Origin of the sequence: Chromobacterium sp. ASV23 (genome assembly GCF_016428945.1) — a bacterium.
GTDB classification, from domain to species: Bacteria; Pseudomonadota; Gammaproteobacteria; order Burkholderiales; family Chromobacteriaceae; genus Chromobacterium; species Chromobacterium sinusclupearum.
Map to the genome: position 1 here is coordinate 70546 of NZ_JAELTR010000001.1, position 16821 is coordinate 87366.

The window sequence follows — 16821 nt, forward strand, 5'->3', positions numbered from 1 at the left end:
GGAGCGGGAGGCGGCGCTGTGGTATATTTGGCGGTTTTGGCGCTCGCCACGGGCTGGAAAAACCGCAAATCGCCCCTATCTGTCAGCGGATGGGGCCGAATGGCCCGCAACAAGAGCAAGGTAAGCCGCATGACAACCATCGTGGCCGTACGCAAGGGCAATCAGATCGCTATTGCCGCAGACAGCCAGACGACTTTCGGCGACGACCAGAAACTGCTGGCGCCGTACGATTGTTTCCATGACAAGATCTTCCAGCATGGCGACAGCTATCTGGCGGTGTCCGGTTCCGCCGCGCACGATCTGGTGCTGAAAGGCGCGCTGGCCGATCTGAAAAAGAAGGATCTGAGCAGCCGCCAAGGCATTTTTGAAACCTTCCGCAAGCTGCATCCCAAATTGAAGGACGCCTTCTATCTGCGGCCGGAAGAGGACGAGGAAGATCCGTACGAATCCAGCCAGATGATGGTGGTGATCGCCAATCGGCACGGCATTTTCGGCGTCTATCCGATGCGCGAGATCTATGAGTTCTCCCGCGTCTGGGCGATAGGCTCCGGCCGCAAGTTCGCCATGGGGGCGATGTACGCGGTGTACGACCAGGACCTGACGGCCAAGGAAATCGCCGAGATCGGCGTGCGCGCCGGCTGCGAATTCGACGTCAGCTCCTCGCTGCCGATGACCGTCTATACCGTTGAACTGGCCGCCGCCGCGGCCAAGGAAGCATGAGCATGAACCAACACGACAAACTGCAACGATTCCTGTTTGACGGCGCGCCGGTCCGCGGCGCGCTGGTGAGGCTGGACGGCGCCTGGCAGCAGGTGCTGAGCCGCCGCGCCTATCCGCCGGTTTTGAAAACCGTGCTGGGCGAGATGATGGCCGCCTCGGTGCTGATGGCCGCCAATCTGAAATTCGATGGCACGCTGATTCTGCAAATCCACGGCACCGGCGCGCTGAAGCTGGCGGTGGTGGAGTGCAACAACGATCGCACCGTGCGCGCCACGGCCAAATGGGACGGCGAGCTCGCGAATAAGCCGCTGAGCGAACTCCTGGGCGAGGGCGGCAAATTTGTGCTGACGCTGGAGCCGCGCCTGGACAAGAACCAGACCTGGCAAGGCATTGTGGCGCTGGAGGGCGACTCCGTCGGCCAGATGCTGGAAAACTACATGCTGCGTTCCGAGCAGCTGGACACCGCCCTGGTATTGGCCAGCAACGACAGCACCGCCGCCGGCATGCTGTTGCAGCGCCTGCCGGAAGGCCACGGCGAAGCCGAAGGCTGGAACCGCATCCAGACGCTGGGCCGCACGTTGAAGGCGGATGAACTGCTCGGCCTGGGCGCCGAGGACATCCTGCACCGCCTGTTCCATGAGGAAGAGGTGCGCGTGTTCGAGCAGGAAGGCGTCAGTTTCAGCTGCAATTGCTCGCGCGAGCGCGTCAGCAATATGCTGACCATGCTGGGCGGCCAGGAAGTCGGCGAAGTGATGGTGGAGCAGGGCAGCGTGGAAATCGTCTGCGATTACTGCAACCAGCATTACGTGTTCGACGAAGACGACATCAACCAGCTGTTTGATTACGACGTGGTGGCGGCAGTGCGCGAAGCGCGTCACTGATCTCAGCCGTCCACCGCAAAAAGCCGCGTAAAGCGGCTTTTTTTGCATTCTTTGTCCGCGTCAGGCTTTGCGGACCAGCACCTTGAGCGCTGGTGCGCGGGACAGCGTCCACATGCTGACCGCCACCAGGATCAATAGCAGCGGCAGCTTGGCGGCTTCCCAGGCGATGGAAACCACGCCCGGAGTGCCGATCAGCATCACCGCCACGAAATACATGTGCAGGCAGTAGATGCCCAGGACATTGGGCGCCTGTTTTTCCAGCCAGGAATCGCGCCCCCATTGCGGGTGGTTCAACAGCAACCAGAACAGGCCCAGCGCCCAAGGCAGAGAACCCAGCAGGAAATCGTGGCCGCGGAAGCCGCTCTGCGCGTAGCGGTTCAGCCCCCACAGCTCGACAAGGTACAACAGCATGCCGCCCAGCATCAGGCCGATTGCCGCCTTGTCGCCCAGCCGGCGGCCGGTTTGCCGGAGCAGGACGCCAGCCAGCACAAGCGGCAGCGCGAAGAATGGACCGTTGCGGGTGTTGAAATCCCACTGGATGTCCAGCAGCTTGGCGTAGGAGCCGCCGGCCAGGCCGATCAGGTACAGCGCGATAGCCAGCGGCAGGAGTCCGTTTTCCCATCGCAGCCGATGCGCGCCGGCAATCATCAGCACCGCCAGCATCAAGGCTGGCAGAAACCACAGATGCAGCATGCCGCCCACCAGCAGCAGATCCAGAGGATGAGCCAGCAGCATGCCCCATTGGCCTTGCATGCCCTGGACGTAACCCTTGTCCAGAACGGCGGGCAGATCCATCGGCAAAAAGGCGTAGATCAGGCTCCATAGCACCCACAGCAGCAAAATGGGGCGGCAATAACGCAAGGCCGGCGCCAGGGTTTCGGCCGAAAGCTTGGGTTGCACGAAATAGCCGGCGCACAGAAAGAAGAACGGCACCGCGAAACGGCCGGCCTGATTGATGAAATCGGCAATCCAGGCATAGGGCGCGGCGGCCCAGGGGGCGGGATTGAACGGACTGGCGAACGGCGCGACATGCAAGGCCATGATGGCGGCGATGGCGATGACGCGGGTGCAATCGAGGCTGGATATTCTCATGGAGGCGATGGCTGAAATGGGTTGGCGAAGGCGGCTCAAGGCAGTCGCGCAAGGCGACAGCATCCCAAATGGACTGATTGAAAGAATCCGGAGTTCCACCATTGAGCAGTCAGCGCCGGCAAGCTTGCGCAATATCAACTCCAGAGAAAAGACCCGGCGGATGAGCGGATTATTGCGGAAAATCCGCCATTCGTGAAAATTACCGCTTTTATTTAATTGTTTAAGATTAATACCTGGCCTTAAACACAATATTCAATATCGATCTCATCCATTATGATTCGTCCGGCGAATTGCAATAGCCTTTCGTCATTTCATCAAAATGGATGAGTCAATGAAAACAAATCTATCTCCCCGCCGGTATCGGGCCTGGGGGCTTTCCGTGATCGCAATCGCCTTATCCGCTTGCGTGGCCACCGACGGCGGCCAGCAGCGGTCTTCCAGTCAGCCGGCGCCGCAGGCCAATCAGCCCGCTGCGCGCTACTCCTCGCACTCTCCCGCCTTGTCGGAAAAGCCGGACTATCCGCATGGCTTGCCGCCGGCAGCGCCGGCGGAGGGCAGCGCCCAGCCGCCCGCACGGGTTCAAGGTCCGCAAGGCCAGTCGGCGCGGGCGGCGGCCCGCGGCAAGCTGCTTGCGCCGCAGTATGCCAACTGCGATGAAGCCAAGTTCGGCCAGCTGTCCGGCCAGGACTTGGTGCGCTATGTGGCCAGCGTGGACGGCACTTGCGTCAACCGCTTGTTCCAGGCGGACGCGCTGAGCTACCGCGCGGTATCGCCGGCCAATATGAAGCTGGCGGCGGCCGAAGCGCGAACGCGCGCGGCCAATTGGGGCGGCCAAAACGCCAATGGTTTGTGGCCGCTGGCGGTGTTCCTGAAGGCCGGCTATTTCCTGCAATACAGCCATGCCCAGGAGGTGGGCGATTACGGCCCGGCGGTGGATCAGCCGGTAATGCAGGTGGTGGAAGCGATGGCGGCCAATGCCGCGCTGTGGAATGTCAAGGCGCTGGATGGCAGCGGCGATGCCGATAGCTGGTATCGCGAGCGGGACGCGCGGCAGAGCGTGGCGGAAACCATGATCCTGGCCGACTCGGTGCGCAAGGCCGATTATGCGCTGCCGTTGCTGGGCCGTTTCTTCGGCCGTTACAACGCAGCAGTCAAGGACAATTGGGCCCGTTTCGCGCTGCACCCGATGCAGACCCTGCTGTTCAATATGCACTACCAGCCGGACTTTGCGCAGAAGGTGGAGCAGGGGCAGCTGGATGGCCTGGTGGCCAGCCTGGCAGGGCTGACCCGCGCCGGCCAATCGGCCTTTGCCGACGAGCAGATGTTCCTGAACACGCTGCGCGAAACCGGCCGCTTCATGCAGTATCCGCGCACCGCGCCGCAAGCGGAGACGGCGGTGGCGCAGCATCTGAAGGGGGAGAAGTACGGCGCGGCCTGGGCCGAGGCCGTGTATGCCTTGAAGAAGATGGGCAAGACGCCTTGCGAGCGCTATGGCATCTGCCAGGCCGAGCAGGAGCTGCGCGCGCATCTGTTCCCCAATCGCTGGAGCTTCGATAACGGCAATCTGGTATTCGAAACGCCGCTGAGTCTGGCTGATGTCGAGCCGCTGTATTACGCCATGAAACAGGTGCAGACCCAGCTGTTCCGCGTGGCCGGCACCAGCAATCCGGTCCCAGATGACGGCAACGCCAAGCTGCGCATGGTGATCTACGGCACCAAGACCGACTACCAGCGCTTCCAGGGTCTGCTGAACGATCTGTCCACCGATAACGGCGGCATCTACATCGAAAAAGACGGCACCTTCTACACCTTCCAGCGCGAAGTGCCGAAGGAAAGCTATCTGACGTTGGAGGAGCTGGTGCGCCACGAGTATGTGCATTATCTGTCCGGCCGCTTCATCCAGCCCGGCATGTGGGGCACGTCAGAGTTCTACCGCGACGATCGCCGCATGCCGTGGTACGACGAAGGCTTTGCCGAGTTCATGGCCTGGAGCACCTCGCGCGACGGCATCAAGGTGCGCGGCCATGTGGTGGATGTGGTGGCGGGCGGTTGGCCGGGCAGCTTCCTGGAGCCGTCCCGCATCATGCGCTCCAGCTACAGCGACGGCTGGGATTTCTACAGCCATTCCGCGCTGTGGTTTTATTATCTGAACCAGCAGCAGCCGGGCAAAATCGCCGACATCCTGTCGGCCTTGCGCGCGGACGACGTCAAGCGCTTCGACGCGCTGGTGCGCGACATGGGCGGCGATGCCGCCTTGGTGTCCGGTTTCCGCAGCTATGTCGACCAGCAAGTGAAGTTGGCTCAGGCCGGGCCACTGGGCAATACCTCCACCACGGAAGGCGTTGACTGGTTGGCTGCCGATAAATGGCAAACCGGCGACGCCGCCGCCGTAGAGGCGGCGATGCGCCGCTCGCTGCCGGTAGGCTGCCAGGTATGGGCGGACGGCAAGGATAGCGCGCTGCGCCGTTTCGAGTGCACGGGGTCGCTGCCGCTTAGCGCGGCCAATACCACCCAGGCGCGGCAGGAGCTGGACCGCGTGCTGGACGGCGCCTTGCAGAGCCTGGTGAAAACCGGCGGCCTGAATAATCTGCTTGCCGCCAATTGCGCCGCCACCGACTACGACTTCAAGCGCAAGACCGCCGCTTTGCGTTGCGAAGGGCCGCTGGGTCCGGCGGGCGACGTCAAGCCGCAGCCGGGGGAGCTGGGATTGGCCAAGACCAGTTATGGCAGCCCGGTGCGCTGCCTGCGCGGCCAGCTGCAGGGCGTGGGCGGGGTAGAGCGCTATCAGATGGTGCAAGGCCCGCAATTGGGCCGCGCCCAGGTGGCGGAGTGGGGCGCCTTCAACTACCGCCGCGATGCCGATCAACCCGGCGTGGGCGACAAGATGACGGTGCGTGTCAGCAAGGGCGCGCAGTCCCGCGATGTGGTGGTGGAGCTGAATGCCACGCCGCGCAATGTGCCGGAGGATCAGTGCTGGGCGCAAGCGGGCTGACGCCGGCTCGTTCCTGAGATCAGTCAAAGCCGGGTTCGCCCGGCTTTTTTGCCGCCTACCATAATCTTTTGTCACTCCCAGAGCGCGCATATGCGTTATGCGGAGATGAGAACAGCAAGGAGAAATGGGAATGAAATTCTGGAGCCGCCTGCGCGGGGTTGACATTGTGGTGCTGGTCTTGTGGATATATGCACTGAGCGGAGAGGTGCAGACCGAGCATGATAGACATTTGTGTGTGCGCGCCATTGGCGTGGGCGCTATCTTGGCTTATACGCTGCAATGGCTAAGCGGCATGGTTGGCCATCGGTGGCGCGACTGGCGGCAAACGCGGCGGAAATGAAGGACGTAGGCGGTTTGGTCAGAGCAGCCGGGCATGCCCGGCTGTTCCTTGTTTACAAAGGTTGAACCGTAATGGTGGCCGGCTTCTCCAGCCACTCCAGAAACGCGTCGCCCAGGCGTTGGCTCTCCGCGGTGGCGGCGCGCCAGTGTTGGCGACGCAACTCGTCCCGGCCCAAATAGCGGCGAAAATCCTTGCGATCCGGCAGCCTGCGGCCGGGCAGGGCAGCCAGGTATTGCCGCGATGGCGCCAGCAGCACGGTGTTGGCGTGGTTGGCCGCGCTGGGTTTGCGCCAAGGCAAGGTCTTGTCGAACCAGCCCGGCACGATGCGGTCGGTGAAGTGCGGATACAGCGCGATCTCGTCGCCGTGGGCGAAGGGGAAGTCGATGTGGTAATCGGTCAGCCCGCCGTCGCGGTAGATGGCTTGCGGCGCGTCCGGCAGCTGGACGCCATGCAGGATGCCGGGGATGGCTACCGTGCCCATCAGAGCCGCTTCCAGATTGTCCGCATGCAAGGCATGCAGGCGGGTGGGGATGGCGTCTTGCGGCTGGAAGCGCAGGCTGCTGCGCGCGTCATGACAGATCACCCGGTGGAAACTGTGACGGATCAATGGGCGGGACAGCGCGTTCAACGCCGCCGCCATGGCCAGCCCGGCCAACAGCGCGGCCTTGTCCTCGCGATTGGCCAGCCCGTGCGATTGCACCAGCAGCAGGCTGAGCCGGTAGCGGGGATGGCTCAGGATGTTCTCCATTCCGCCCTCGCCCAGGATATCCCGCAGCATCTGCCGGGTTTGCGCGGTGATCTGGGCTGTGGTGACGCCTGGATGGTAGCTTTCCTCGGTGTAGCGCTGTGCCAGCCGAGCCAGCGCGGCTGCCGGGTCTGGCTGCATGGCGCAGGCAAAGCGCCAGCCGCCGATCGATGCGCCCACCAGATCGCGCTCGCGCGGCGCCTGTTCCAGCCAGCGGAACACCGCCTGATCCAGCCCGGTCATGCCCACCGCTTTGGGGCCGCCGGCCGCGCCGGGCAGGATGGCAACTTGATCCGGCCGCAGGCCGTCTTGCAGTAATTGCCGGGCGCAGCGGCCGGCTTTGATGATGAGCGCGGGTTGGCGGGTATGAATGGCGGTCATTACGATATAAAGTGGCGAAATGGCGAAGCGTGGTCGGGTTTGTTATCCTGTTGCGTTTCGCAATTCAAGCGCGTTGCACGACGCGCCGCAGCACAGGAGCGCCCTTGATGATACCCGCAAGCCAGTTGACCGACTATCTGCGCGAACAAGCCCTGAAACTCGATGTCACGGAACTGCAGATCGCGGTGATGACGTTGCAGGCGGTGATTGCCGTTAACAAGCCGGCGCCGCGCCGCGATCTGTATCGCTATCAGGTGCCCAAGCTGGGCGAGGGCGGCAGCTGCTCGCTGATCGACGAGTTGGATGAAACGCCTTACGACCTGCGCGTGATCTTGGGCGCGGAAACCGCCGACACGACCGCCGCGCTGGTCAATCTGCATGCGCTGCTGGATTCGGTCAACAACAAGATAGGCGCCGACTGGCTGGGCATCTACCGCAAGATTGGCGCCGGCAACAACGCCGTGCTGGTCAAGCTGGCTTATCAAGGGCTGGAAAGCCGGGCGGAATTTCCGCTGACCGAAGCATTTGCCGAGCACAGCAACAACAGCCGCGTCGGCCTGACCGGCTGGGCTGTATTGGTGGACGATGTGGCGCAGTGGCGCGCCGAAGGCGGCGGCTACTACGAGTGCGACCCCAAGGTGAAGAGCGAAGTCTGCCTGCCGGTGCTGGGCAGCGACGACAATGTGCTGGGCATCATCGACGCCGAATCCTTCCAGACCGGCCACTTCACGCCGGAGCGCTTGGTATGGCTGGCCGCGCTGGCCGTGGTGCTGCCGCAGCTGCTGGTCAAGCTGCCGCCGCTTGAAAATGAGGAATCGCTCCCCAACTAAAGTCCATTCAGGCCGCCTTGCCGGCCTTTTTCCGTTGCGCCCCTCAGTGTTGGAGAAGTCATGTCGTCGCATCAGCAGTCCGTTCCTGAGCCAGTCATCCGTTATATCGCCAGCTGCCAGCTGCCCACGCCATGGGGCGAGTTCACCATGCATGGTTTCGAGGAGGAAAGCGGCCAGGAGCATGTGGCGTTGACGCTGGGCGAGGTGGCGGATGGCCAGCCGGTGCTGGCGCGGCTGCATTCCGAATGCCTGACCGGCGACGCGCTGTTCTCCCTGCGCTGCGATTGCGGCTTCCAGCTCGAAGCGGCGATGGAGGCCATCAGCAAGGCCGGGCGCGGCGCGTTGCTGTACCTGCGCCAGGAAGGCCGCGGCATCGGCCTGATCAACAAGATCCGCGCCTACAAGCTGCAGGACGGCGGCGCGGATACTGTGGAAGCCAACGAACAGCTGGGTTTCCCGGCCGACATGCGCGACTTCCGCATCGCCCGCCATATGCTGGAACATCTGGGCATAGGCAGCGTCAGGGTGATGACCAACAATCCGCGCAAGCTGGCCACCTTGCAGGCGGCCGGCATCAGCGTGGTGGAGCACGTGCCCTTGCAGGTGGGGCGCAATCCGTATAACGACCGTTACCTGGACACCAAGGCCGCCAAGTTGGGGCATATGCTGTTCAAGTAAGGTGGATGGGCGAGCCATGCGAAGGCTCGCCAAGCGATGATAGTTGTAATATAATAAGCATTCCTATCTGGGGGCGACCTGGTTTCGACGGGGGTTGCGAAGCAGATGAGGGCATACCGGGATTTCAGTCACCCCGTAAAACGCTGAATTTATATAGTCGCAAACGACGAAACTTACGCTCTAGCAGCCTAACGGCCGGCTAGACACTACAACGGTTCGCAGATGGGCCGGGGGCGTCAAAACCCTGTAGTGTCACTCTACATCTGCTAGTGCTGTGCCGGGTTACTTGGCACAGTGCGAAACAATAGGTAACTCGCCAAAGTCCAGCCTGTCCGTCGGCGTGGCAGCGGTTAAATCCAAATGACACGACTAAGTATGTAGAACTCACTGTAGAGGATTTCCGGACGCGGGTTCGATTCCCGCCGCCTCCACCAACATGTCATAACTCATTGAGTGATAGCATTTCCTCAGTGAATCAAGCCCTTACATGTCCAGAGTGTACCAAAGTGCACCAAAGACCTGTAGGGGCTTTTTCTATCCAAAATTCAGAATTCATTGGTTCCAACTATCGATATGGGCCTGATGAGTTCGCCTCTCATATCTACCTTCGACGCTCCACCTACTATTTCCGGCAAGTTGTTCCCGGCTTGGGAGAGATCAATTTCAGCCTGCGCACAGGCGACAAACGGACAGCCAAGGGGCTATCACGTAAAATAAGCTACCGATTACTACCTAAGATGACAGGAGTTTCTGTACGGATGCGTATGAGCGATGAGCAGTTCAGCCAGTTGGTCTTTGAAGCAGGAGAGAGCCGGGCGCAGCTTGAGCTTGTGGACCTGAAGGCGGTATTGGATGAGATACCTTCCACGCCTCAAGAAATCATCCAATGGCTTCGAAATGAAGCAAAGGAAGTCTTGCGGGAAGATTTGGGGCTGTCGTCAGGCGATGTTTCTGAGCTGATCATGCTGCGCAAACAGGACTTGAAAACCCTGATATCAGAAGGCTCAGGGACGCCAGGGGATTTCATGAAGCTGGAAGCCGGTTTAGAGCTGCTTGATGCTGCTGCCGCAAAGATTGATAAGCATGACAGCAAGCCGCTTTTAAGGCTGTCTGAGGGGCTTTCGGGTATAGCTAGTCTTGTGTCTGCCGAGGGTGCAAGCGGACCGTCAAAGGGGCTTGGAGGGGCTGTAAAAGGGCATGTTGATGCTGTAGCTGCTGATGGTCCGACATTCGCTGAACTGGTCGAGATGTACAGCAAAGAACAGAAGCTCAAAGGGAAATGGACGGACAAGACCGAGTTGGAGAATGCAGCAATCTATAGGACATTAACGGGATGGTTGCCTGAGAATGTCCCTGCAAGTGCGCTGACGCGGCAGGATTTCTTGAAGGTGGCTGAACTACTAGATACCTACCCAAGCAATGGCACAAAGCGATATCCGGGCTATACGCCGCTTGAAATGGCCGTTGAAGGCAAGAAGCTGGACAGCAAGGATGTGCTGAGTATCAGGACCAGAAACAAACACACTGACAGGCTTTCCACAGTCTGCAAATGGGCGGCTCAGAATGGTTTGATACTGCGAAATCTCGCAGAGGGGTTGGGGCGTGAAGAAAAGGGGTTGGCGAGCAGTGCAAGGCAGCCTTTCACGCTAGAGGATGTGCAGCGCTTGTTTAAGGCGATTTCCGACCATAAGTGTGTTGATCCTAGAAAGCGTGATCAAACGCCAAAGCCGTTCATGTACTGGATGCCCGTGCTGGCTTATTACACAGGTGCGCGTGTCAATGAGCTGGCATCGCTTCGATATAAAGATATTGTTCAGGTGGATGGGGCTTTGTTGCATAACTAAAAATCATGCCAAAATGCGAGAGATTTTTGGTGGAAAATTTCACACATAAGTCAGCAATTTTCTCTAACTTTTTTGCCGTGCAGTGGCACAAAAATTAGTTATGCAACAAAGCCAGTCAAATCGACAGTATTTGTCCTTGCTGCGGCTGCGCCGCAACCAGGCCTTTGACGAGTTTCTCAAGGCATCTTCTTCCACCGCCACGGCCAGCCAGATTGAGTTCATCCAACTGATAGTCCGCGAGCTGACCGAAAACGGCGTGATGGAGCCGAGCCGTTTGTTCGAGTCACCGTTTACCAACGTGAGCGCGACCGGGCCAATGGCGATTTTCCCGGCAGCGACGGTCCAGCGCACCATCGCCGTGCTGGGCGACATCAAGCAGAAGGCGGCGGGGTAGATGTCGCAGTCAATCCGCCTGAATGTATACACACACAAGCAAGATTGCAGGGGAAATTTTTGTGTGTAGTTAATTGGATGGTGGCGTGCTTGCCGTCGTAGAGGGAATGGCAAAGGCCCGGACGAGATGTCCGGGCCTTTTGTATTGGCGGAGGCTGTGGGATTCGAACCCACGGACGGTTGCCCGTCGGCAGTTTTCAAGACTGCTGGTTTAAACCACTCACCCAAACCTCCAAAATATCAAATCCGCCGATTTGTCCAAAACCATGGCATGAAACTCGCTTTGCCTAGTTGCGGAATCGGTAAGAGGCGGCAATTCTAACTGGAATCGCCGCGCTTGGCTAGAGGGCAGCCGCGTTGGCTGCCAGCATTTCCGCCGCGTGTTCGCGCGTGGTTTGGGTCAGTTCGGCGCCGCCCAGCATGCGGGCGATTTCCAGCACGCGCTGCTCGGCGTCCAGCGGCGCGATGCGGCTGAGCACCTGGCCTTTGTGCTCGCGCTTGCTGACCTGCCAATGGTTCTTGCCGCAGGAGGCCACCTGGGGCAGGTGGGTGATGCACAGCACTTGGTAGCGTTGGCCCAGATCGCGCAGCATGTGGCCGATGACCTCCGCCACGCGGCCGCCGATGCCGACGTCCACTTCGTCGAAGATCAGCGTGGGCACGCTGGCCACCTGGCTGATCACCACCTGCATCGCCAGGCTGATCCGAGACAGCTCGCCGCCGGAGGCCACCTTAGCCAGGGGGCGCAGGCTGGTGCCGGCATTGGCCGCCACCAGGTATTCGATGGACTCCATGCCGTGCGCGCCGGGCTCGGCCAGGGCGGACAGTTCGATGGCGAAGCGGGCGCCGCCCATGGCCAGCTTTTGCATTTCGCCGGAGATGCGTTCGGACAGCTCGCTGGCGGCTTGGCGGCGCTTGCCGGACAGCGCCTCGGCCAGCGTGCGATAGCGCGCCAGGCTGGCGGATTCGGCCACGCTCAGCGCTTCCACGTCCACGCTGGCTTCCAGCGCGGCCAGTTGCTGCTGCCAGTCCGCCAGTTTGTCGGCCAAGTCGGCCGGCTGCACGCGGTACTTGCGGGCGGTGCTCATCAACAGGTCCAGTCGGCGTTCCATTTCAACCAGCTGGCTTGGGTCCTGATCGATGTCGCTGGCGTAGTCGCGCAGGCTGTACACCACTTCGCGCAGTTCGGCGTCTACCGAATCCAGCAGGGACAGCGTGTCGGCCAGCCTAGGGTCCAGATTCGACAGCTTGGACAGGCGGTTCTGCACATGCGCCAGTTGGCTCAGGCAGCTATCGTCGTTCTCAGACAGAACGTCCACCGCCTGCAGGGCGCTTTGCACCAGTTCGGCAGAGTTGGCGAGCCGGGTGTGGCTTTGGCTCAGCACCACCCACTCGTCCGGTTGCAGATTGAGTTCGCTCAGCTCGCCGATCTGCCAGGTCAGGCGTTCGCGCTCCACTTCCGATTCGCGCGACAGCCGTTCGGCGTCCTGCCGGGCCTGGCGCGCGGCCTGCCATTCTTGCCAGGCCTTGTGCACATCGCGCGCCAAGGCGGTGGAGCCGGCGTAGGCGTCCAGCAGCTGGCGCTGGGTTTCGCTCTTCATCAGCGACTGATGCGCGTGCTGGCCGTGGATGTCCACCAGGAATTCGCCCAGCTGTTTCAACTGGGCCAGGGTGGCGGCCTGGCCGTTGACGAAGCTCTTGGAGCGGCCGTTGCGGTCGATCAGCCGGCGCAGCAGCAGTATGCCTTCGTCGCCGGCCAGCTCGTTTTCCGCCAGCCAGGCGTCCACTTCCGGCCGTTGGGCGATGGAGAATTCAGCGGTGATTTCGGCGCGCTCGGCGCCTTCGCGCACTTGGGCGCCTTCGGCGCGGTCGCCCAGCAACAGGCCCAGCGCATCCAGCATGATGGACTTGCCGGCCCCGGTTTCGCCGGTGAGCACGGTGAAGCCGGGGGTGAAGTCCAGCGCGATGCTGTCGACGATGACGAAGTCTTTTACGGTCAGCGAGAGAAGCATGGTGTGTGGTGTGCCGGTTAGATCAGCCGTTCGCCCCAGTGCAGCTTGTGGCGCAGCATGTCGTAGTAGTTGTAGCCCTCGGGGTGCAGGATGCGCAGCGGATTGCGGTAGCGGCGGATCAGCACTCGGTCCATTTCCATCAGGTCGCAGTGCAGCTGGCCGTCGAAGTGCACGCGCGCGTCCAGCCCGCGGGTGAGCATGAATTCCACCTCGCAGGAGTCGTTGACGGCAATCGGCCGATTGGACAGCGATTGCGGGCAGATCGGCACCAGGGCGATGGCCTGCAGCGTGGGGTGCAGGATGGGGCCGCCGGACGCCAGCGAGTAGGCGGTGGAGCCGGTGGGGGTGGATACGATCAGGCCGTCCGAACGCTGGCTGTAGACGAATTGGTTGTCGATGAACACTTCGAATTCGATCATCGACCCCACCGCGCCGCGGCTGAACACCACGTCGTTGAAAGCCAGCGCGCTGGCGACCTCGGCGTCCTCGCGGATGACTGCGGCTTGCAGCAGGATGCGGTCTTCCGGCACGAATTTGCCGAGCAGGATGGCGTCTATCGAATCCAGCATCTCGTGCAGCGGGATGTCGGTCATGAAGCCCAGCCGGCCCTGGTTGATGCCGACCAGCGGCACGCGGTACGGCGCCAATAGGCGGGCGATGGACAGCATGGTGCCGTCGCCGCCCAGCACGATGCACAGATCGGCCAGCTTGCCCATGTCGTTGCGGTCGATCAGCGCGTGGCCGCCGGCCTCGTCCGCGGCGATGCTGTCCTTGTCGATCAGCACCGTGGCGCCGCCGGCAGCCAAGTGATCAGCCAGCTGCAGCAATGCGGGCGTGATGCCGGGCTTGCTGTGGCGCGCTACTAGACAAATGTGTTTGAACAGTCTTTGCATGCGACGATTTTACTGGTTTGGCGGCGGTTCGTTGAAAAAAACGTCGTCGCTGCGTTTTTTGCCGGTGGCCTCCAGCGCCTTGAGGTAGAAACGCACCAAGTCGGCCAGGGAATCGACGCCAAGCTTGCTGAACAGGTTGGCGCGGTGAACCTCGATGGTGCGCGGCGACAGGTCCAGTTCGCGCGCGATTTCCTTGCTGGACAGGCCATCCGCCACCAGCTCCAGCACTTCGCGCTCGCGGCCGCTGATGCGGGCCAGCTGGCTCATGACCTCCTGGGTTTCCTCTTCCTGCTGGTGCTGCTGGATGCTGATGCGGATGCCGCGGCGCAGGCTGGAGATCAGCCGGTTCTGGTCTATCGGCTTGGTCAGGAAGTCGATGGCGCCGGTCTGGAAGGCGCGCCGGCATTGTTCGATGTCGCCATGGCCGGTGATGAAGACGATGGGGATGTTGATGTCGCGCTCGATCAACTGTTCCTGCAGCGCCAGGCCGGTGATCTGCGGCATGCGGATGTCCAGCACCAGGCAGCAAATCTGGTTGCCTTGGTACGCATCGAGGAATTCCATCGCATTGGGATAGCTGACAGTGCGCATGCCCTGCGCGGTGATCAGCATGGCGAGCGAATCCAGCACGGCGGGATCGTCGTCGACGATGAAAACGGTAGGGGTGGTATTTTGCATCAGGCTTCTACTCCGGATGGTGCCGCCACGCAGCTTGCGGCGCATGGCAGGTCGATGATGAACTCCGCTCCCGAGCCGGGTTTGTTGCCGGCGATCAGCTTGCCGCCAAAGGCTTCGATCGCTGTCTGGCAGATGGCCAGACCCAGGCCCATGCCGTTTGGCTTGGTGCTGAAAAACGGGTCGAAGATCCGGTCCAGCGTGTCCGGGGGAATGCCGCAGCCATTGTCGCCTATGATCAGCTGCACCCGGTCTCCCTGTTTGCGGGTGGTGATGCTCAACCGTCCCCAGGGGCGGGTCTGCTCCATGGCTTCTACCGCATTGCGGGCCAAATTCAGCACCACTTGTTCAAGCTGGATAGTGTCAGCGTATACCAACGGCAACTCATGTGCGAAGTTTTGCTCGATATGGATGTCGTGATCATGCAGTTCGTAATCCAGCAGCGATAGCGCATTGTGCACGGCCTGATTGAGCTGCAACGGCACCAGCTGCTGGTTTTTGCGGGTGACGAATTCGCGCAGGCGGTGGATGATGCGGCCGGCGCGGTCGGCCTGGTTGACCGACGAGGTAAGGGCGCGGCGCAGCATGGCCATATCGGTTTCGTCGTCATCCAGCAGGCTCAGCGCGGCCTGGCAATAGCTCATGATGGCCGACAGCGGTTGGTTGATCTCGTGGGCGATGCCCGAGGCCATTTCGCCCATGGTGTTGATGCGCGCAACGCGGGCGAGTTCCATCTCATGCTGGCGCAGGCGGGTCTCGCTTGCCTCGAGCGCGGCCAGCATGCGGCGCCGGATCGGCGCCGTGTCGCGGAAGGTCAGCACGGTGCCGATCAACTGGCCGTTGCGGCCGAGCAGCGGCGACACTGAACCTTCTACCAGCAGCTTTTCGCCGCCGCGCCGCTTCAGGTAGCAGTTTTGCGCCAGGTATACCACTTGCAGCGTGGCTACGGCTTGTTCCACGGGGTCGCGCACCGGCTGGCGCGAGAACTCGTAATGCAGCGGCGCAACCTGCTGCAGACGCCGCTGCAGCGCCTGGGCGGCGGGCAGGCCCAGCAGCATTTCCGCCGCCGGGTTCAGGTACTGGATGATTTGCTGGGTGTCGATGCTGATGACGGCGTCGCCGATGCTGCGCAAGGCGACGCTGGCGTATTCGCGTTCGCGGTAGATATCGTCCTGGCTGCGTTCGCGGGCGCGGCGTTGCTGTTCCAGCAGCGCCAGCGCCAGCCACAGCAGATAGGCCGGCAGCAGGGCGAACAAGCCGCATAGCGCGGCTTCGCCTAATGTGGCGCGCTCAAAGCACAGCTGCCGGCTCAGCAGCAGGTCATATGGCAGGCCGGGCAGGCTGTCCTGGCGTTGCAGCGTGGGGAGCCATTCGGCCAGGCCGTTTGCCAGGCGTTCCCGCGCCAAGGGCAGCGCAGCGGACGTTTCGCCATCGCGCCGCAGCAATTGCACGGTGTAGCGTTGGGCGGCGGCGTCCGGCAAGGCCAGCAGCGGTTTCAAATAAATAATCTGCATGACCACGCCGGCCGACTGCTCTATCCGCACCATGGGCACCGGCGAGGGCGGCTCGACGCGGTATACGGTTTGAAATAGCGCAACGCCGGGTTCGCCATTGTAGAGCCGCAGCGTGGGGGAGATGGCTTGCATGTGGCCCAGCGCTTGGTGGATCGAGGCGCTCAGCACGCTGTCGTCCAGCAGGTCCAAGCCCATTTCGCGCCAGTCCGGGGAGGCCAGCCCCGGTTCCGCCATGCTCAGCGGCAGGTAGCGGGGGCGGGCGGGCGCCTCGCGCCAGGCTGCCGGGTTGCGCCAGCTGTTGTTCTGGTCGTGCAGGTAGTCCTGTATGCGATAAGGCTTGCCCAGCGCGCGGGCCTGTTGTTGTTCGAAGCGCTTGCGTTCTGGCTGGCTGATCAGCGGCTGATAGCCGATGAAGTACAGTTGCGGCTGGTTTGGCGCAGCCGCCTGGGCCAGTTCGCGGATTTGGGACTGGCTATTCTGCGGCGCGGCGGCGGCGATCTCCTGCGCTTGGTTCTGCAGGCGCAGGCTGTCGCGCAAGGCGCGATCGGCGCTTTGCCGCAGCAGGCTGGCGGTCTCGTGGAATGCCTGGCGCTGTTGCCGGATATCCTGCAGCAGGGTGTGGCCAAACAGCATGCCGAAGGCCAGCAGCCAGCATAGGGCGCTCAGCCATTTGCTGCGGCCTGAGGCGTCTCGCAGCAGTTGCAGATGAGTAGACAGCGCGCAGAGGGCAGAGGAGCGGGGCACTTCAACGTCTGGCATGCTTCTGGCTTCGGTGGGGGCAAGTATGTGGGCGGAATGTCAATGCGGTTGAGCGCGCGCCATTATACCGGC

General features: G+C 61.8%; 15 protein-coding genes, 1 tRNA gene and 1 other RNA gene. 10 read left to right on the top strand and 7 right to left on the bottom strand.

The genetic code is table 11. The annotated features are described in order from the left end of the window. Positions 1-129: 129 nt before the first annotated feature. Together JHD59_RS00315 and hslO are read left to right on the top strand one after the other, a co-directional pair. Positions 130-720: an MFS transporter gene (locus JHD59_RS00315; RefSeq protein WP_103320638.1), complete on the top strand. Its 591-nt coding sequence runs from the start codon at positions 130-132 to the stop codon at positions 718-720. After that, positions 717-1601, top strand: coding sequence for an Hsp33 family molecular chaperone HslO (gene hslO / locus JHD59_RS00320; RefSeq protein WP_199152712.1), 885 nt, complete (start codon positions 717-719; stop codon positions 1599-1601). Before JHD59_RS00315 ends, hslO begins: the two co-directional genes overlap by 4 nt. Before the next feature lie 60 nt (positions 1602-1661). On the opposite strand, the gene JHD59_RS00325 is transcribed toward hslO, so the two are convergent. Next, positions 1662-2693, bottom strand: a complete 1032-nt coding sequence (locus tag JHD59_RS00325; RefSeq protein ID WP_103320505.1) for an acyltransferase — start codon at positions 2691-2693, stop codon at positions 1662-1664. On the opposite strand from JHD59_RS00325, the gene JHD59_RS00330 reads away from it, so the two are divergent. The 3 genes from JHD59_RS00330 to JHD59_RS00340 all read left to right on the top strand — a co-directional run bounded on the left by JHD59_RS00330 (position 2692) and on the right by JHD59_RS00340 (position 6025). Continuing rightward, a complete protein-coding gene (locus JHD59_RS00330) occupies positions 2692-2889 on the top strand; it encodes a hypothetical protein (RefSeq protein ID WP_103320507.1) in 198 nt (65 codons plus the stop codon). The two genes, JHD59_RS00325 and JHD59_RS00330, sit on opposite strands and share 2 nt — an antisense overlap. Positions 2890-3072: 183 nt before the next feature. After that, positions 3073-5685, top strand: a complete 2613-nt coding sequence (locus JHD59_RS00335) for a M9 family metallopeptidase N-terminal domain-containing protein (RefSeq protein WP_199152713.1) — start codon at positions 3073-3075, stop codon at positions 5683-5685. A gap of 130 nt (positions 5686-5815) precedes the next feature. Continuing rightward, on the top strand, positions 5816-6025 hold the full coding sequence (locus JHD59_RS00340) for a hypothetical protein (RefSeq protein WP_199152714.1): 210 nt from the start codon (positions 5816-5818) through the stop codon (positions 6023-6025). A 52-nt stretch (positions 6026-6077) separates the two neighbouring features. Here JHD59_RS00340 and JHD59_RS00345 read toward each other — a convergent pair whose 3' ends face one another. Continuing rightward, positions 6078-7151, bottom strand: coding sequence for a hypothetical protein (locus JHD59_RS00345; protein WP_199152715.1), 1074 nt, complete (start codon positions 7149-7151; stop codon positions 6078-6080). A gap of 107 nt (positions 7152-7258) precedes the next feature. Here JHD59_RS00345 and JHD59_RS00350 point away from each other — a divergent pair, with 107 nt between their 5' ends. The 5 genes from JHD59_RS00350 to JHD59_RS00370 all read left to right on the top strand — a co-directional run bounded on the left by JHD59_RS00350 (position 7259) and on the right by JHD59_RS00370 (position 10897). Continuing rightward, positions 7259-7981, top strand: a complete 723-nt coding sequence (locus tag JHD59_RS00350) for a GAF domain-containing protein (protein ID WP_071110535.1) — start codon at positions 7259-7261, stop codon at positions 7979-7981. 60 nt (positions 7982-8041) lie between these two features. Further along, a complete protein-coding gene (gene ribA, locus JHD59_RS00355; RefSeq protein ID WP_199152716.1) occupies positions 8042-8659 on the top strand; it encodes a GTP cyclohydrolase II in 618 nt (205 codons plus the stop codon). A 69-nt stretch (positions 8660-8728) separates the two neighbouring features. Next, positions 8729-9093, top strand: a transfer-messenger RNA (tmRNA) gene (ssrA, locus tag JHD59_RS00360). A 72-nt stretch (positions 9094-9165) separates the two neighbouring features. Next, positions 9166-10503, top strand: coding sequence for a DUF6538 domain-containing protein (locus JHD59_RS00365; protein ID WP_233163815.1), 1338 nt, complete (start codon positions 9166-9168; stop codon positions 10501-10503). A gap of 100 nt (positions 10504-10603) precedes the next feature. Beyond that, the gene (locus JHD59_RS00370) at positions 10604-10897 is read left to right on the top strand and encodes a type I restriction-modification enzyme R subunit C-terminal domain-containing protein (RefSeq protein ID WP_199152718.1); all 294 of its coding nucleotides are present in this window, start codon (positions 10604-10606) and stop codon (positions 10895-10897) included. Positions 10898-11042: 145 nt separating this feature from the next. Here the strand turns inward: JHD59_RS00370 and JHD59_RS00375 are convergent. The 5 genes from JHD59_RS00375 to JHD59_RS00395 form a co-directional block, all read right to left on the bottom strand. Then, a tRNA-Ser gene (locus tag JHD59_RS00375) sits at positions 11043-11130 on the bottom strand. Between the two features lie 107 nt (positions 11131-11237). Beyond that, entirely contained in the window at positions 11238-12908 is a 1671-nt protein-coding gene (recN, locus tag JHD59_RS00380) for a DNA repair protein RecN (protein WP_199152719.1), read from the bottom strand. Between the two features lie 17 nt (positions 12909-12925). Beyond that, positions 12926-13801 (bottom strand): NAD kinase, encoded by an 876-nt coding sequence (locus JHD59_RS00385; RefSeq protein ID WP_103320536.1) that lies wholly within the window; start codon positions 13799-13801, stop codon positions 12926-12928. 9 nt (positions 13802-13810) lie between these two features. Beyond that, on the bottom strand, positions 13811-14479 hold the full coding sequence (locus tag JHD59_RS00390; protein ID WP_103320537.1) for a response regulator transcription factor: 669 nt from the start codon (positions 14477-14479) through the stop codon (positions 13811-13813). Further along, complete coding sequence (locus tag JHD59_RS00395) at positions 14479-16749, bottom strand: ATP-binding protein (protein ID WP_199152720.1); 2271 nt, start codon at positions 16747-16749, stop codon at positions 14479-14481. Before JHD59_RS00395 ends, JHD59_RS00390 begins: the two co-directional genes overlap by 1 nt. Positions 16750-16821: the final 72 nt, after the last annotated feature.

Coding starts and splice junctions, on each gene's coding strand:
- JHD59_RS00315 (WP_103320638.1), top strand. CDS start 130: ATGACAACCATCGTGGCCGTACGCAAGGGCAATCAGATCGCTATTGCC.
- hslO (WP_199152712.1), top strand. CDS start 717: ATGAGCATGAACCAACACGACAAACTGCAACGATTCCTGTTTGACGGC.
- JHD59_RS00330 (WP_103320507.1), top strand. CDS start 2,692: ATGGAGGCGATGGCTGAAATGGGTTGGCGAAGGCGGCTCAAGGCAGTC.
- JHD59_RS00325 (WP_103320505.1), bottom strand. CDS start 2,693: ATGAGAATATCCAGCCTCGATTGCACCCGCGTCATCGCCATCGCCGCC.
- JHD59_RS00340 (WP_199152714.1), top strand. CDS start 5,816: ATGAAATTCTGGAGCCGCCTGCGCGGGGTTGACATTGTGGTGCTGGTC.
- JHD59_RS00345 (WP_199152715.1), bottom strand. CDS start 7,151: ATGACCGCCATTCATACCCGCCAACCCGCGCTCATCATCAAAGCCGGC.
- JHD59_RS00350 (WP_071110535.1), top strand. CDS start 7,259: ATGATACCCGCAAGCCAGTTGACCGACTATCTGCGCGAACAAGCCCTG.
- ribA (WP_199152716.1), top strand. CDS start 8,042: ATGTCGTCGCATCAGCAGTCCGTTCCTGAGCCAGTCATCCGTTATATC.
- JHD59_RS00370 (WP_199152718.1), top strand. CDS start 10,604: ATGCAACAAAGCCAGTCAAATCGACAGTATTTGTCCTTGCTGCGGCTG.
- recN (WP_199152719.1), bottom strand. CDS start 12,908: ATGCTTCTCTCGCTGACCGTAAAAGACTTCGTCATCGTCGACAGCATC.
- JHD59_RS00385 (WP_103320536.1), bottom strand. CDS start 13,801: ATGCAAAGACTGTTCAAACACATTTGTCTAGTAGCGCGCCACAGCAAG.
- JHD59_RS00390 (WP_103320537.1), bottom strand. CDS start 14,479: ATGCAAAATACCACCCCTACCGTTTTCATCGTCGACGACGATCCCGCC.
- JHD59_RS00395 (WP_199152720.1), bottom strand. CDS start 16,749: ATGCCAGACGTTGAAGTGCCCCGCTCCTCTGCCCTCTGCGCGCTGTCT.